General features: G+C 56.3%; 11 protein-coding genes and 1 pseudogene. 8 read left to right on the top strand and 4 right to left on the bottom strand.

Going from position 1 to position 17207, the window contains the following annotated elements; all coding sequences use genetic code 11:
- Positions 1-261: 261 nt before the first annotated feature.
- The 3 genes and pseudogenes from metB to metF all read left to right on the top strand — a co-directional run bounded on the left by metB (position 262) and on the right by metF (position 4963).
- Positions 262-1423 (top strand): annotated as a pseudogene (gene metB / locus JNO11_RS00485) (cystathionine gamma-synthase).
- A gap of 2 nt (positions 1424-1425) precedes the next feature.
- Positions 1426-3861: a bifunctional aspartate kinase/homoserine dehydrogenase II gene (locus JNO11_RS00490; protein ID WP_010672066.1), complete on the top strand. Its 2436-nt coding sequence runs from the start codon at positions 1426-1428 to the stop codon at positions 3859-3861.
- Positions 3862-4063: 202 nt separating this feature from the next.
- Positions 4064-4963: a methylenetetrahydrofolate reductase gene (gene metF / locus JNO11_RS00495; RefSeq protein ID WP_010258148.1), complete on the top strand. Its 900-nt coding sequence runs from the start codon at positions 4064-4066 to the stop codon at positions 4961-4963.
- A 67-nt stretch (positions 4964-5030) separates the two neighbouring features.
- Here the strand turns inward: metF and ppc are convergent, their stop codons facing one another.
- Together ppc and argE are read right to left on the bottom strand one after the other, a co-directional pair.
- Positions 5031-7682: a phosphoenolpyruvate carboxylase gene (gene ppc / locus JNO11_RS00500; protein ID WP_022624923.1), complete on the bottom strand. Its 2652-nt coding sequence runs from the start codon at positions 7680-7682 to the stop codon at positions 5031-5033.
- 354 nt (positions 7683-8036) lie between these two features.
- Complete coding sequence (gene argE / locus JNO11_RS00505) at positions 8037-9185, bottom strand: acetylornithine deacetylase (protein ID WP_010258144.1); 1149 nt, start codon at positions 9183-9185, stop codon at positions 8037-8039.
- A 168-nt stretch (positions 9186-9353) separates the two neighbouring features.
- Here argE and argC point away from each other — a divergent pair, with 168 nt between their 5' ends.
- From argC to argH, 4 genes are all read left to right on the top strand, one after another.
- Positions 9354-10358 carry an N-acetyl-gamma-glutamyl-phosphate reductase gene (gene argC, locus JNO11_RS00510; protein WP_010672063.1) on the top strand — a complete coding sequence of 335 codons (1005 nt, stop codon included), beginning with the start codon at positions 9354-9356 and terminating at the stop codon, positions 10356-10358.
- Between the two features lie 14 nt (positions 10359-10372).
- Positions 10373-11149: an acetylglutamate kinase gene (gene argB, locus JNO11_RS00515; protein WP_325176814.1), complete on the top strand. Its 777-nt coding sequence runs from the start codon at positions 10373-10375 to the stop codon at positions 11147-11149.
- A gap of 24 nt (positions 11150-11173) precedes the next feature.
- Complete coding sequence (locus JNO11_RS00520) at positions 11174-12391, top strand: argininosuccinate synthase (RefSeq protein WP_022624925.1); 1218 nt, start codon at positions 11174-11176, stop codon at positions 12389-12391.
- 90 nt (positions 12392-12481) lie between these two features.
- Positions 12482-13855, top strand: coding sequence for an argininosuccinate lyase (gene argH / locus JNO11_RS00525; RefSeq protein WP_010672061.1), 1374 nt, complete (start codon positions 12482-12484; stop codon positions 13853-13855).
- A 118-nt stretch (positions 13856-13973) separates the two neighbouring features.
- Here argH and JNO11_RS00530 read toward each other — a convergent pair whose 3' ends face one another.
- Entirely contained in the window at positions 13974-14708 is a 735-nt protein-coding gene (locus JNO11_RS00530; RefSeq protein WP_010672060.1) for a glutathione peroxidase, read from the bottom strand.
- 124 nt (positions 14709-14832) lie between these two features.
- Here JNO11_RS00530 and oxyR point away from each other — a divergent pair, with 124 nt between their 5' ends.
- Complete coding sequence (gene oxyR / locus JNO11_RS00535; protein ID WP_010258132.1) at positions 14833-15750, top strand: DNA-binding transcriptional regulator OxyR; 918 nt, start codon at positions 14833-14835, stop codon at positions 15748-15750.
- Here oxyR and sthA read toward each other — a convergent pair.
- Entirely contained in the window at positions 15733-17133 is a 1401-nt protein-coding gene (gene sthA / locus JNO11_RS00540) for a Si-specific NAD(P)(+) transhydrogenase (RefSeq protein ID WP_010258130.1), read from the bottom strand. The genes oxyR and sthA overlap by 18 nt on opposite strands.
- Between the last annotated feature and the right edge of the window lie 74 nt (positions 17134-17207).

Below are 17207 nucleotides of genomic sequence, written 5' to 3' on the forward strand. Positions count from 1 at the left end.
TTAATAAACGTTAAATGTTAGGAAATCAGCGGATTATGCCTGATTTTTTCCTGCCTGACCCCTGATATGGCGGGTTTTATTCGCTCACTGCCTCTGTCTCACAGAGGGGAACGCCAGGCGATGACGCATAATTTTAGCGGTTATTGCGGTTTTGCTCAATCTATACGCAAAGACATTTAGATGTCCAGATGTATTGACGTCTAATTAGAGGGTGATATCCTGTGGCCTACATTTTATTCACTCTTCAGGAACAATTCGCTCATGACGCGTAAACCGGCAACCATCGCAGTGCGCAGCGGTTTGAATGATGACGAGCAATATGGCTGCGTTGTCCCGCCAATCCACCTCTCTACCACCTATAACTTCCTGGATTTCAATGAGCCTCGTGCGCATGACTACTCCCGTCGTGGCAACCCCACTCGTGATGTCGTACAGCGTACGCTGGCAGAACTGGAAGGGGGGAGCGGGCGCGGTATTAACCAATACCGGGATGTCGGCGATTCACCTGGTCACGACGGTGTTTCTGAAGCCTGGCGATCTGCTGGTCGCGCCACATGACTGTTATGGCGGCAGCTATCGGCTGTTTGACAGCCTGAGCAAGCGCGGCGCCTATCGGGTGAAATTTGTCGATCAGGGTGATCCGGTAGCGCTGCAGGCCGCTCTGGATGAAAACCCAAAACTGGTGCTGATTGAAAGCCCCAGCAATCCGCTGCTGCGCGTGGTAGATATCAGCGCGATTTGCGCCGCTGCGCGTGCTGCGGGTGCCATCAGCGTGGTGGACAACACCTTTATGAGTCCGGCGCTGCAGAATCCTCTGGCGCTGGGTGCGGACCTGGTGATCCACTCCTGTACCAAATACCTCAATGGCCACTCCGATGTCGTGGCGGGCGCGGTCATCGCCAAAGATCCGCAACTCGCTACCGACCTGGCCTGGTGGGCAAATAACATTGGTGTGACCGGTGCAGCGTTTGACAGTTATCTGCTGCTGCGCGGGATTCGTACGCTTTCACCGCGGATTGCAGCCGCACAACGCAACGCACTCGCGATTGTAGAGTATCTGAAGCAGCAGAAACTGGTGAAAAAGTTGTATCATCCTTCGCTGCCGGAAAACGCCGGACACGAACATGCCGTACGTCAGCAGCGCGGCTTTGGCGCGATGCTGAGTTTCGAGGTCGACGGTGATGAGGCGCTGCTGCGTCGCTTCCTGAAAGCACTGCAGCTATTTACGCTGGCGGAATCGCTGGGCGGAGTAGAGAGTCTGATCTCCCATACCGCCACCATGACGCACGCGGGGATGTCGGCAGAAGCACGCGCGGCAGCGGGCATTTCCGATACGCTGCTGCGGGTTTCTGTCGGTATTGAAGATCACGAAGATTTAATTGCCGATCTGGATAATGCATTCCGGGTCGCAGCCGAGGGTTAAGCATGACGATTTCAGCAGGCGCGGGAACGCCGAACATCAGGCAGTTGCATAAGTTTGGCGGCAGCAGCCTGGCCGATGCGCGCTGCTATCAGCGCGTTGCCGGTATTATGGCGGACTACAGCCAGCCGGGCGACCTGATGGTGGTCTCTGCGGCAGGCTCAACCACCAACCAGCTGATTAGCTGGCTGAAGCTGAGCCAGAGCGATCGGCTCTCTGCGCATCAGGTGCAACAGGCCTTACGGCGCTACCAGAGCGAACTGATCAGTGCGCTGCTGCCTGCTGAGGTCGCAGAACCTTTAATCACCGCGTTTATCCGCGACCTGGAAAAGCTGGCCGCACTGCTGGATGCGCCGATTACCGATGCGGTCTATGCCGAAGTGGTCGGTCATGGTGAAGTCTGGTCGGCACGCCTGATGTCAGCGGTACTGAGCCAGCGTGACCTTCAGGCCTGCTGGCTGGATGCGCGTGAGTTTCTGCGCGCTGAACGTGCGGCACAACCGCAGGTAGATGAAGGGAAGTCCTGGCCACTGCTACAGACTCTACTGGCGCAGCATCCGCATAAGCGCATCGTGGTGACCGGATTTATCAGCCGCAACGACGCCGGTGAAACCGTCCTGCTTGGCCGCAACGGCTCCGACTATTCTGCCACGCAGATTGGCGCACTGGCGGGTGTCGGGCGGGTGACCATCTGGAGCGATGTGGCGGGTGTCTACAGTGCCGACCCCCGCAAAGTCTCTGATGCCTGTCTGCTGCCGCTGTTAAGGCTGGATGAAGCCAGCGAGCTGGCGCGCCTGGCGGCACCGGTTCTCCACACCCGTACTCTGCAGCCGGTTTCAGGCAGCGATATCGACCTGCAACTGCGCTGCAGTTATCAGCCGGAGCAGGGCTCAACCCGCATTGAGCGCGTGCTGGCCTCCGGGACGGGCGCGCGTATCGTCACCAGCCATGATGATGTTTGCCTGATTGAGATTCAGCTGCCAGAGCAGCATGACTTCGCCATCCTGCACAAAGAGATAGACCTGTTGCTGAAGCGCGCGCAGCTGCGTCCGCTGGCGTTTGGCGTTCATCCCGATCGTCAATTGCTGCAGCTCTGTTACACCGCCGAAGTGGTAAACAGCGCCTTTACGCTGCTACAGGATGCCGGTTTACCGGGCCATCTGCAGCTGCGCGACGGCCTGGCGCTGGTGGCGCTGGTTGGCGCAGGCGTTACCCGCAATCCGCTGCATACCCATCGCTTCTGGCAGCAGTTAAAGGATCAGCCAATTGAGTTCATCTGGCAGTCAGAAGAGCACATCAGCGTGGTCGCAGTGCTGCGTGTCGGCCCGACTCAGCATCTGATTCAGGGATTGCATCAGTCGCTGTTCCGGGCAGAAAAGCGCATCGGTCTGATGCTGTTTGGCAAAGGCAATATCGGTTCACGCTGGCTGGAGCTGTTTGCCCGCGATCAGGAAACGCTGTCAGCGCGGACCGGCTTTGAATTTGTGCTAGCGGGCGTCGCGGACAGCCGTCGCAGCCTGCTGAGCTATGACGGGCTGGAAGCCAGCCGGGCACTCGCCTTCTTTGATGATGAAGCGGTAGAGCGCGATGAAGAGTCGCTGTTCCTATGGATGCGTGCTCACCCGTTTGATGACCTGGTGGTGCTGGATGTCACTGCCAGCACACCGCTGGCGCAGCAGTATCTCGACTTCGCCAGTCACGGTTTTCACGTTATCAGCGCCAATAAAGTCGCGGGAGCGTCTGACAGTCAGACCTGGCGCCAGATCCGCGATGCCTTTACCAAAACCGGACGTCACTGGCTCTATAACGCCACCGTTGGCGCAGGTTTGCCGATCAACTACACGGTGCGCGATCTGCGCGACAGCGGGGATACCATCCTGGCGATCAGCGGGATCTTCTCCGGCACGCTGTCGTGGCTGTTCCTGCAGTTTGATGGCACGGTGCCCTTTACCGAGCTGGTGGATCAGGCCTGGCAGCAGGGTTTAACCGAGCCCGACCCGCGCGCCGATCTCTCGGGTCAGGATGTGATGCGCAAGCTGGTTATCCTGGCGCGTGAGGCAGGCTACAACATCGAGCCGGATCAGGTGCGGGTGGAATCGCTGGTGCCCAGTAACTGTCAGCAGGGATCTGTCGACCACTTCTTTGAAAATGGCGAAGAGCTGAATGAGCAGATGCTGCAGCGGCTCGAAGCGGCGCAGGAGATGGACCTGGTGCTGCGTTACGTTGCCCGGTTTGATGCTAACGGCAAGGCGCGCGTGGGTGTTGAAGCGGTGCGTCCGGAACATCCGCTGGCCTCACTGCTGCCGTGCGACAACGTCTTTGCGATTGAGAGCCGCTGGTACCGCGATAATCCGCTGGTGATCCGCGGACCGGGCGCAGGCCGGGATGTCACCGCAGGCGCTATCCAGTCAGATATTAATCGCCTCGCACAACTGCTGTAACTCCTCCTCCTCAGGCGCTTCGGCGCCTGTTTTCAATGCGTTATCGCTCCCCTGTTGAATCGCCTTCATGTTGATTGAAAATTGATCACGACTGTTGACCATTTTTAAGTTGACGGCACAGTCAGATTACGTCATTTTGAACATCTGGACGTCTAAACGTGTAGATGTTCGCAGGCCGATTGTTAATCGATGAGGGTGCAGGATGAGTTTCTTTCATGCCAATCAGCGCGAAGCGCTAAACCAGAGCCTGGCTGAGCTGAACGGGCAAATTAATGTTTCATTTGAGTTCTTCCCGCCTCGTACCAGCGACATGGAAGAGACCCTGTGGACCTCTATCGATCGCCTGAGCAGTCTGAAACCGAAATTCGTTTCTGTGACCTACGGTGCGAACTCAGGTGAGCGTGATCGCACCCATAGCATTATCAAAGGCATTAAAGATCGCACCGGTCTGGAAGCCGCACCCCATCTGACCTGTGTCGATGCCACGCGCGATGAACTGCGCACCATCGCTCAGGATTACTGGAACAACGGCATCCGTCACATTGTGGCGCTGCGCGGCGATCTGCCTCCTGGCAGCGGTAAGCCAGAAATGTACGGCAGCGATCTGGTTTCGCTGCTGAAAGAGGTGGGTGATTTTGATATTTCGGTTGCGGCCTATCCGGAAGTCCATCCCGAAGCGAAAAGCGCCCAGGCCGATCTGATTAACCTGAAGCGAAAAATCGATGCAGGTGCCAACCGGGCTATTACCCAGTTTTTCTTCGACGTTGAAAGTTATCTGCGTTTCCGCGATCGCTGTGTCGCGACCGGCATTGACGTGGAAATTGTGCCGGGCATTCTGCCGGTCTCTAACTTTAAACAGCTGCAACGCTTTGCCACGCTGACCAATGTGCGCGTGCCGGGCTGGATGAGCGCGATGTTCGCCGGTCTGGATGATGATCCGGAAACGCGGAAAATGGTGGGAGCCAATATCGCGATGGATATGGTGAAAATCCTGTCACGCGAAGGGGTGAAGGATTTCCATTTCTACACGCTGAACCGTGCCGAAATGAGTTATGCCATTTGTCACACCCTGGGCGTGCGTCCTGCTGCTGCTGCGGCTTAACCGCTCTGCTTCAGCCAATAAAAAAGTCGGGAGAGTCCCGACTTTTTTTGTTTTTACTGCACCACCGTTAACCGGTATTGCGCATGCCTGCCGCGACACCGGCAATGGTCACCATCAGCGCCTGCTCAACGCGGGCATCCGGTTCATCGCCATTCGCTTCCCGCGCGCGCGAACGATGCAGCAGTTCGGCCTGGAGTACGTTGAGCGGATCGGTATAGACGTTACGCAGTGCAATTGACTCGGCAATCCACGGCTGATCGGCCATCAGGTGTGAGTCATTGGCAATGGTCAGTACCGCTTTGATATCCGCATCAAGCTGATCGCGCAGCTGTTTGCCCAGCGGCCAGAGTGATTTCTCGACCAGACGCTGATCGTAATATTCCGCCAGCCACAGGTCCGCTTTTGAGAATACCATCTCCAGCATACCCAGACGGGTAGAGAAGAATGGCCAGTCGCGGCACATCGCTTCCAGCTGATCCTGATGACCGGCGGCCATCGCCTGTTGCAGGGCCGCACCGGCACCCAGCCACGCAGGCAGCATCAGACGGTTCTGCGTCCAGGCGAAAATCCATGGAATCGCACGCAGCGACTCTACGCCGCCGGTAGGTCGGCGCTTGGCGGGACGTGAGCCCAGCGGTAATTTGCCCAGCTCCTGCTCTGGTGTCGCTGAGCGGAAATAGGGCACGAAGTCAGCATTTTCACGCACATAACCGCGATACATCGCACAGGAGTCGGCGGAGAGCTGATCCATAATGTCGCGCCATTCGCGTTTTGGCTCCGGCGGCGGCATCAGGTTCGCTTCCAGAATTGCGCCGGTGTAGAGCGACAGGCTGGCGATGGTGACGGCGGGTAAACCATATTTAAAGCGGATCATCTCGCCCTGTTCGGTCACGCGCAGACCGCCGCGCAGGCTGCCTGGTGGTTGCGACAGCAGCGCTGCATGGGCGGGTGCGCCGCCACGGCCAATGCTGCCGCCGCGTCCGTGGAACAGCGTCAGTGAAATCCCGGCCTTCTCACACGTTTTAATCAGGGCATCCTGTGCCTGATATTGCGCCCAGCTGGCGGCCATCACACCGGCGTCTTTCGCCGAGTCAGAATAGCCAATCATCACCATCTGTTTGCCCTGAATTAAGCCGCGATACCAGTCGATGCTCAGCAGCTGGCTCATCACGTCATTGGCGTTATTCAGGTCATCAAGCGTTTCAAACAGCGGTGCAACCGGCATGGCATAGCCGATGCCTGCTTCTTTCAGCAGCAGATGCACGGCCAGCACGTCAGAAGGGGTTTTCGCCATGGAAATAACATAGGCGGCGATAGAACCCTGTGGCGCTTCAGCCGCGACGCGACAAGTCTCCAGCACTTCACGCGTTTCATCGCTGGGTTCCCAGCTGCGAGGCAGCAGCGGACGCTTGGAGTTCAGTTCGCGGATCAGGAAGGCCTGCTTGTCCGCTTCGGACCAGCTTTCATAATCGCCGAGGCCCAGATAGCGGGTCACTTCAGCAATCGCTTCGGTGTGACGGGTACTCTCCTGACGCAGATCGATACGCACCAGCGGCACGCCGAAACATTTCACGCGGCGCAGCGTATCAAGCAACTGACCGTTGGCGATAATGCCCATGCCGCACTTTTGCAGTGACTGATAGATGGTAAACAGCGGATCCCACAGCTGATCGTTGGAGACCAGCAGATCGGCCGGGCGCGGCAGACGTTCACCTTTCAGGCGGCGTTCCAGGAATGACTGGGTAGTCATTAACTGGCTGCGCAGGCGTTTCAGGATCATACGATAAGGTTCAAGTGCTTCCGGATCGCCGCTGAGTTCCCGGATCTCTTCAGTGCACTCTGACATCGACAACTCAGAGATCAGTACGCCGATATCGCGCAGGAACAGGTCAGTGGCTTTCCAGCGACTCAGCTGCATAACGTGGCGGGTAATCGCCGCCGTAACGTTAGGGTTACCGTCGCGGTCGCCACCCATCCATGAGGTGAACTGAACCGGCACGAAATCGACCGGCAGCTTAATGCCGAACGCCTCTTCTACCTGCTCGTTCAGCTCACGCAGGAAAGCGGGTACGCCTTCCCACAGGCTGTTCTCCACCACGGCAAAGCCCCATTTGGCTTCGTCGATAGGGGTCGGACGATATTTGCGGATCTCATCGGTGTGCCACGCCTGTGCCACCAGCTGACGCAGACGGCGCATAATCTGGTTACGTTCGTAGTCGGAGACGTCGCTGTGATCGAGCTGTTTCAGGCAGCTGTTAACTTCGACCAGCTTGTGAATCAGCGTACGGCGGGTGATTTCAGTCGGGTGAGCCGTCAGCACCAGTTCCAGCGACAGCGATTCAATGGCCGCAAGGATGTCGCTTTCGCTGATATCTTTCTGCTGCTTCAGGGTATCAAAGGTCTTTTTCAGCAGTTCGGGATGGTTCTCACCCTCGCCACTTTGCGAGATGGTCTGATACTGCTCAGCCACGTTGGTGAGGTTCAGAAACTGGCTAAAAGCGCGTGCAACCGGCAGAAGCTCCTCGTTGGAGAGGTTCTGCAGCGTATTGAGCAGTTCTTTACGATGAGTGTCATTTCCTGCACGGGATGACTTGGAGAGCTTACGGATGGTTTCCACCTGGTCGAGGATGTTCTCTCCCAGTGCATCCTTAATCGTATCCCCGAGCAGTTTGCCGAGCATACTGACATTACTTCGCATTGCGGAATATTGTTCGTTCATTGGACCCTGACACCCTTATCGTCTTGAAAAACTTCTACACCCGACCTTTCAGGCAGCAGAAAAATCAGCAACGCCATGTTCCCCCCTAATCTACAGGGAACCGGCTCCGTTGCCGCCTGTCCACATTCTGAAACGCTCTGGATAATCACCCGGTGGGCATAACATCGTCTTTTATCTAGCCACGTAATGTTGCGTTCGTCAAATGCGTTAAAGTGCGCTGAAGGTGTGGCTAAATAACGGAAATTCGTAGAATTTATCGGGAACAAAGCGGGATAAGTTATTCTTATTGTTAAATCCCGCAGAATGAAGGGGCATTTTACTGTTAATGCAGTGAAATGCCCCATTTGCTGTTAATCAGTGGCAAAAATGCTGCACAACCTGAGTGATAAGCGCCCTTGTCGGCTTAATAAATGCAGTATCAATAAATTCGTCTGGCTGATGTGCCTGCTCAATCGACCCCGGGCCCAGTACCAGCGTTGGGCAGAGCTGCTGAATAAAAGGCGCTTCGGTGCAGTAGTTCACCACCTCAGTGGGTATACCCAGCAATTTCTCGACCACACTGACCAGTTCATGATCTGCCGGACATTCGTAGCCAGGAATCGGCGGATGCAGTTCAGCCACCGTGACACGGCCCGGCCAGCGCGCACTGACCGGTGCCAGCGCCTCGTTCAGTAGCCCATCGAGATCGTTCAGCGACAGACCCGGCAGCGGACGGATATCCATATGCAGTTCACAGCAGGCGCAGATACGGTTAGCGGCGTCACCGCCATGAATATGGCCGAAATTCATGGTGGGATAGGGGATGGCAAAGCCGTCATGGTGATAACGCTCCTGCAGCGTATTGCGCAGTTGCATCAGATGGGTGATCGACTCATGCATCAGTTCAATGGCGTTAACGCCACGCGCGGGATCGCTGGAGTGGCCCGATTTTCCCTCGATACGGATCACATTCGACAGGTGACCTTTGTGCGCACGTACCGGTTTAAGTGAGGTTGGTTCACCGATGATGGCGCAGTCGGGACGCAGCTGCGTCGATTCAGAAAAATATTTGGCGCCAGCCATGGTGGTCTCTTCATCGGCCGTAGCGAGGATATAGAGCGGCTTGCTCAGCGTGCTGACATCCACATCGCGCAGCGTATCGAGAATAAAGGCGAAGAAGCCTTTCATGTCTGCCGTGCCCAGGCCATAGAGCTTGTTGTCGTGCTCGGTCAGGGTAAAGGGATCGCGTGTCCAGCGGCCATCGTCAAAAGGAACGGTATCGGTATGACCTGCTAGCAGCAGGCCGCCCGCACCGCTTCCGGTACGTGCCAGCATATTAAATTTATTGCGGGTGCCGGGCACCGGCTGCACTTCAACGCTGAAGCCGAGGTCGCGGAACCAGCCGGCCAGCAAATTGATTAAAGTTTCATTACTCTGATCCAGTGCGGCATCGGTTGCGCTGATCGACGGTGTGGCGATTAACTGGCGGTACAGTTCAATAAAAGGCGGTAATTTTGTCTTCACTGTTGGCGGTCCTTGGGTTAGGATGTATCCATATTCATGCAGTAATAGTGAATAAAAATACATTAACGTCCTCTGCAAGGGAACCTTAAATCACTGCAGATGACAGGGCGGGTAACGGGGCAAGGCCGCGACCCGGAACGTGCGACTGTAAAAAAGGGTTACAGCCTGATGTTGAATACGCTGATCGTTGGTGCCAGTGGTTATGCTGGTACAGAGCTTGCCACCTTCCTGAATCGCCATCCACATATCAACATAACCGCTTTGGCGGTTTCGGCGCAAAGCCCTGATGCCGGCAAGCGCCTCTCCGATCTCCATCCGCAGCTGAAAGGTGTGGTGGATTTGCCGCTGCAGCCGCTGAGCAGCGCGGCCGAGTGGGCAGACAAGGTGGATGTGGTGTTCCTGGCGACGGCCCACGAAGTCAGCCACGATCTGGCGCCGGAATTTCTCAAGGCTGGCTGTGTGGTGTTCGACCTGTCGGGTGCGTTCCGCGTGAATGACGCTGATTTTTATACCCGCTTTTATGGCTTCACCCATCAGCATGGCGACTGGCTGGACAAAGCCGTTTACGGCCTTGCCGAATATCAGCATGAGAAAATCCAGCAGGCGCAGCTGGTGGCTGTGCCAGGTTGCTATCCGACCGCTGCGCAGCTGGCGCTGAAGCCCCTTGTGGATGCCGGACTGTTAAACGAGGCGCAGTGGCCGGTAATCAACGCCACCAGCGGCGTGAGCGGTGCCGGACGTAAAGCCAATGTCGGCACCAGCTTCTGCGAAGTGAGCCTGCAGCCTTACGGCCTGTTCAATCATCGTCATCACCCGGAAATCGTCGCGCACCTTGGTACGCCGGTGATCTTCACTCCGCATCTGGGTAACTTCCCGCGCGGTATCCTGGCGACGATTACCTGCCGTCTGAAAGCAGGTGTCAGCCGTGAAGATATCGCCGCAGTTTTCCATCGCGCCTATGACAACAAGCCACTGGTGCGGCTCTACGAGCAGGGCGTACCGGCGCTGAAAGCCGTTGTGGGTCTGCCTTACTGCGATATCGGTTTTGAAGTGCAGGGCGAGCATCTGATTGTCGTGGCAGCCGAAGATAATCTGCTGAAAGGCGCGGCATCGCAGGCGGTACAGTGCCTGAACATCCGGTTCGGCTTCCCTGAAACGCAGTCACTGATTTAACGGACAAATATACCATGACCAATCCATTGATTATCAAGCTGGGCGGTGTGTTGTTAGACAGCGAAGAAGCGCTGGCCCGCCTGTTTGAAGCGCTGCTGACCTACCGCAGCGCCCATCAGCGTCCGCTGATTATTGTCCACGGCGGCGGTTGCCTGGTGGATGAACTGATGAAAAAGCTGGCGCTGCCGGTGAAGAAGAAAAATGGCCTGCGTGTCACGCCAGCCGATCAGATCGACATTATTACCGGTGCGCTGGCGGGAACCGCGAATAAAACGCTGCTGGCCTGGGCAAAAAAATCGGGCATCAACACGGTAGGCCTCTGCCTGGGCGATGCGGGCATCGTGAATGTCACACCGTTTGATGAAGAACTCGGCCACGTTGGCCACGCAATGCCGGGCGATCCGGCATTGCTGAACACCCTGCTGGCGGCCGGCTATATGCCGGTGGTGAGCTCAATTGGTATAACTGACAGCGGCGACCTGATGAACGTCAACGCTGACCAGGCGGCGACCGCACTGGCCTCGACGCTGGGCGCTGATCTGGTCCTGTTATCAGACGTCAGTGGTATTCTCGACGGCAAAGGTCAGCGCATCGAAGAGATGACCGCCGACAAAGCTGAGCAGCTGATTACCCAGGGCATTATTACCGACGGCATGATTGTGAAAGTGCACGCTGCGCTTGATGCAGCGCGTACCCTGGGCCGCCCGGTGGATATTGCCAGCTGGCGTCACGCTGAGCGGCTGCCTGACCTGTTTAACGGCGTGTCGATTGGCACCCGGATTCTCGCTTAACGACTCTGATTCAAGGATTACGAAATGCAAACGCAAAACATCAAAAAAATCGTTCTGGCTTACTCCGGTGGTCTTGATACTTCGGCCATCATTCCATGGCTGAAAGAGAACTACGGCGGCTGTGAAGTCGTCGCTTTTGTCGCAGATATCGGTCAGGAGCGCGGCGATCTGGAAGGTGTAGAGAAGAAAGCCCTGCAGTCCGGCGCATCTGAATGCCACGTGGTTGACCTGCGTGAAGAGTTCATCAGCGACTATGTCTATCCGGTGCTGCAGACTGGCGCCCTCTATGAAGGCACTTATCTGCTGGGCACTTCAATGGCGCGTCCTATCATCGCTAAAGCACAGGTTGAGCTGGCGCTGAAAGTGGGTGCGGATGCGCTGTGTCACGGCGCTACCGGTAAAGGGAATGACCAGGTGCGTTTCGAAACCACCTACACCGCGCTGGCACCGCAGCTGAAAGTGGTGGCTCCGTGGCGTGAATGGAACCTGCGTTCACGTGAAGCGCTGCTGGACTACCTGAAAGAGCGCAACATTCCGACCACCGCGTCACTGGAGAAAATCTACAGCCGCGACGAAAACGCCTGGCACATCTCCACCGAAGGTGGCGTGCTGGAAAGCCCGGCCAATGCACCGAATAAAGATTGCTGGGTCTGGACTGTCGATCCGCTGGAAGCCCCTGACCAGCCTGAAGAAGTGACCGTAACCGTGGAAAAAGGTCGGGTCGTGGCGGTTAACGGCGAAAAACTGAGTCCGTTCCAGTGCCTGGAAAAACTTAACGTGCTGGGCGCAAAACATGGCGTCGGCCGTATTGATATCGTTGAAAACCGTCTGGTAGGGATTAAATCGCGCGGCTGCTACGAAACCCCTGGCGGCACCATCATGGTCAATGCGCTGCGTGCGGTTGAGCAGCTGGTGCTGGATCGCGATAGCTTCAAATGGCGTGAGCAGCTCGGCCACGAGATGTCCTATGTGGTTTATGACGGTCGCTGGTTCGCCCCGCTGCGTAAGTCGATTCAGGCCGCTGCCGAATCGCTGGCGGAAGAGGTTAACGGTGAAGTGGTGCTGCAGCTCTACAAAGGCCAGGCGACAGCCACCCAGAAGCGTTCCGCGAACAGCCTCTACTCGGAAGAGTTCGCCACCTTCGGTGAAGATGAAGTGTACGATCACCGTCATGCGGGCGGCTTTATCCGTCTGTTCTCGCTCTCTTCGCGTATCCGCGCCCTGAACGAGCAGAAGAAGTAATTTTCAGGCGAGGTGCGCCTCGCCTAACAGTTTCATTTCAGGGGCGGCATTTATGCCGCCCCTTGTTTAACGATTCAGAGGAGTTTTCACATGGCACTTTGGGGTGGACGGTTTACTCAGGCAGCGGATCAACGTTTTAAACAGTTCAATGACTCGCTGCGCTTCGATTACCGCCTGGCAGAGCAGGACATTATTGGCTCTGTTGCCTGGTCCAAAGCGCTGGTGACGGTAAATGTCCTGACTCAGGATGAGCAGCAGCAGCTGGAAGCGGCCCTGAATACGTTACTGGATGAAGTCCGTGAGGATCCTGAGCAGATTCTGCAGAGCGACGCCGAAGATATCCACAGCTGGGTTGAAGGCCAGCTGATCGACAAGGTGGGCGCGCTGGGCAAAAAACTGCACACCGGACGTAGCCGTAACGATCAGGTCGCGACCGATCTTAAGCTGTGGTGCAAGGTGCAGATTGAAGCGCTGCTGGGTGCCACCCGTGATCTGCAGCAGGCGCTGGTGGTCACCGCCGAAGCCAATCAGGATGCGGTGATGCCGGGCTACACGCATCTGCAGCGTGCGCAGCCGGTGACGTTTGCGCACTGGTGCCTGGCCTACGTTGAAATGCTGGCGCGTGACGAGAGCCGTCTGCAGGATACGCTGAAGCGGCTCGATGTCAGCCCGCTGGGCTGTGGCGCACTGGCCGGTACCGCGTATGAGATCGATCGTCAGCAGCTGGCTGGCTGGCTGGGCTTTGCTTCTGCCACGCGCAACAGTCTGGATACCGTATCAGACCGCGATCACGTGCTGGAGCTGCTTTCTGACGCTGCCATCGGCATGGTGCATCTGTCGCGCTTCGCCGAAGATATGATCTTCTTCAACACCGGTGAAGCGGGCTTTATCGAACTGTCAGATAAAGTGACCTCCGGCTCATCGCTGATGCCGCAGAAGAAAAACCCGGATGCGCTGGAGCTGATTCGCGGCAAGTGTGGCCGGGTGCAGGGCGCGCTGACCGGCATGATGATGACGCTGAAAGGTCTGCCGCTGGCGTACAACAAAGATATGCAGGAAGACAAAGAGGGGCTGTTTGACGCGCTCGACACCTGGCTCGACTGTCTGCACATGTCAGTTCTGGTGCTGGATGGCCTGCAGGTTAAACGCCCGCGCTGCCAGGAAGCGGCTGAACAGGGTTACGCAAACTCCACTGAACTGGCTGACTATCTGGTCGCCAAAGGCGTGCCGTTCCGTGAAGCACACCATATCGTCGGGGAAGTAGTGGTTGCCGCCATCGGGCAGGGCGTGGCGCTGGAAGCGCTGTCGCTGGCACAGCTGCAGCAGTTCAGTGCGGTGATTGGCGAGGATGTCTATCCGATTCTGGCGCTGCAATCCTGTCTGGATAAGCGTAATGCGCAGGGCGGCGTCTCGCCACAGCAGGTTGCGCGTGCCATCGGTGACGCAAAGCAGCGTCTGGCGTAATTAACAGGTAAAAAAAAGCGGGCACATTAAATGCCCGCCAACCTCTAGCTTCAGAATTACTCATTTTTATAGGCACATCATCAAAGCGCCTGCTCTCCCGGCCGACGCTCAGATTCTCTTACGCTGACAGCAAATATTGCTGTAGATCCTCACTGCCGCCAATGTGACGCCCTCCCATGAAGATCTGCGGTACCGTCGCCCGGCCTGAAACGGCGCGCAGACTCACGGTTGTTGCATCCTGTCCCAGCACGATCTCTTCGTACTGAATACCATGATCCATCAGCATCTGTTTTGCCTGGGTGCAGAAGGTACAGCCAGGTTTGGTGAAGATTGAGACCGACTCCTGAGCTTTACACTCGGGCGCCAGATAGCGCAGCATGGTGTCGGCATCGGAGACCTCAAATGGGTCGCCTGGCTTGTTTGGCTCAACAAACATTTTCTCTACCACGCCGTTACGCACCAGCATCGAGTAGCGCCATGAACGTGGGCCAAAGCCGAGATCGGCTTTCTCAACCAGCATTTCCATGCCACGGGTAAACTCGCCGTTGCCATCAGGGATAAAGGTAATGTTGTCTGCGCGCTGTTCTGCTTTCCAGGCGTTCATCACAAACGTGTCATTCACCGAGACGCACAGAATGCTGTCCACACCCTGCTGGGCAAACAGACCCGCTAATTCGTTGTAACGCGGCAGATGGCTGGAGGAGCAGGTCGGTGTGAATGCACCCGGCAGTGAAAAAACGATGACCGTTTTGTCTTTAAACAGCGCTTCAGTGGTGACATCGACCCAGCGATCGCCCTGACGTGTGTGAAAAGTCACTGACGGAATAGCTTTACCTTCCTGACTTGCAAACATTTTTTTCTCCTGACATACCGCGTTCCATTTGATGTGCGCATTATTCCCAACCACCCTTGATAGGGCCAATCGTTCATTGCTATTCTATCTATCGCCACGGGCTATCGTGGCTTGGAGGGTAATAATGAATATTCGTGATCTTGAATATCTGGTTTCGCTTGCTGAACACCGTCATTTCCGCCGTGCTGCGGATGCGTGTCATGTCAGTCAGCCGACGTTAAGCGGGCAGATCCGTAAGCTGGAAGATGAGCTGGGTGTGATGCTGCTGGAGCGCACCAGCCGTAAAGTGCTGTTCACCCAGGCAGGTTTGCTGCTGGTGGATCAGGCGCGTACGGTGCTGCGTGAAGTGAAAGTGCTGAAAGAGATGGCCAGTCAGCAAGGGGAAGCGATGTCAGGTCCGCTGCATATCGGCCTCATCCCGACTACCGCGCCCTACTTATTGCCACAGATTATCCCGACGCTGCACCAGACATTCCCGAAACTGGAGATGTATCTGCACGAAGCGCAGACGCAGCAACTGCTGGCACAGCTCGATAGCGGCAAGCTGGACTGCGCGATTATCGCGCTGGTCAAAGAGAGCCAGGCCTTTATCGAAGTGCCGTTGTTTGATGAGCCGATGAAGCTGGCAGTCTATGCCGATCATCCCTGGTGCGATCGCGACCGGGTACCTATGTCCGATCTGGCAGGCGAGAAATTGCTGATGCTGGAAGATGGGCACTGTCTGCGTGACCAGGCGATGGGGTTCTGCTTTGAGGCGGGCGCCGATGAAGATACCCATTTCCGCGCGACCAGTCTTGAAACGCTGCGCAATATGGTGGCGGCAGGCAGCGGGATTACGCTGTTACCGGCGCTGGCAGTCCCACCGGAGCGTATCCGCGACGGCGTCTGCTATCTCACCTGCTACAAACCGGTGCCACAGCGTACAATTGCGCTGGTCTATCGACCGGGTTCACCACTGCGCAGCCGTTATGAACAGCTGGCAGAGGCGATTAAAACCCACATGCAGCACTATTTCGACGCTGCGTTAAAACAGGCGGTTTAAGCCGTTTAACGCCGCAACGCGATAGGCTTCGGCCATGGTCGGATAGTTAAAGGTGGTATTCACGAAGTACTCAATCGTGTTGCCACCGTTTTTCTGCTCCATGATCGCCTGACCGATGTGAATAATCTCGGCGGCACGTTCACCAAAGCAGTGAATTCCCAGAATCTCTTTGGTTTCCCGATGGAACAGAATCTTCAGGCTGCCAACGTTCATGCCAACGATCTGCGCTCGCGCCAGATGTTTGAACTGCGCGCGGCCCACTTCGTAAGGCACCTTCATTGCCGTCAGCTGCTGCTCGGTTTTACCCACGGAGCTGATTTCCGGAATGGTGTAAATCCCGGTTGGGATATCTTCAATCAGGTGCGCTGACGCTTCCCCTTTGATAATCGCCTGAGCGGCAATACGGCCCTGATCGTAGGCGGCTGAGGCCAGGCTTGGATAGCCAATCACGTCTCCGACGGCATAAATGTGCGGCTGAGCCGTCTGATACATGCTGTTCACTTTCAGCAGGCCACGACCATCCGCTTCCAGACCCACATTTTCCAGCGACAGCGAATCGGTGTTGCCGGTACGGCCGTTAGCGTAAAGCAGACAGTCGGCTTTCACTTTCTTACCCGACTTCAGATGCATGATGACGCCATCTTCCACCCCTTCGATCTTCTCAAACTCTTCGTTGTGACGAATCACCACGCCGCTGTTCCAGAAGTGGTAAGAGAGAGAGTCAGACATCTCCTGATCAAGAAACGCCAGCAGGCGATCGCGGGTGTTAATCAGGTCAACTTTGACGTTCAGTCCACGGAAAATCGACGCATATTCACAGCCAATCACGCCCGCGCCATAAATAATAACGTGGCCCGGTTCGTGGTGCAGATTGAGAATAGAGTCGGAGTCATAAACGCGTGGATGAGTAAAGTCGACATTGTCAGGATGGTAAGGTCGTGAACCACATGCGATAACAAACTTCTCTGCCGTCAGCGTCTCACGCGTGCCATCCGGTTGCTCAATCTCAATGGTGTTGGCATCAACGAAATGCGCATCGCCCTGATAAAGTTCACAACGGTTACGCTCGTAGAAGCCCTGACGCATGGCTGTCTGCTGGCTGATCACGTTTTCAGTGTGATTGAGAATGTCGGCAAAAGAGGAGCGAAGCAGTCGGGTATGATCGCTGTAGAGCGGATTTTGGTTGAATTCAATAATGCGACTGACGGCGTGGCGAAGGGCTTTAGAAGGGATGGTGCCCCAGTGCGTACAACCGCCGCCGATGTTGTGGTAGCGTTCAATCACGGCGATGCGCGCTCCCTGTTTTACCAGCCCCATCGCCGCCCCTTCACCGCCGGGCCCTGAGCCAATCACAATGGCATCGTAATCGTAAGACTTTTGCATACCGATACGTCCTATTATTTATACATTTTTACAACGAGATTCTAACATCTCGTCGCGCACTTCTGAATTCTATC

Origin of the sequence: Pantoea sp. 1B4 (assembly GCF_016925765.1) — a bacterium.
GTDB classification, from domain to species: Bacteria; Pseudomonadota; Gammaproteobacteria; order Enterobacterales; family Enterobacteriaceae; genus Pantoea; species Pantoea agglomerans.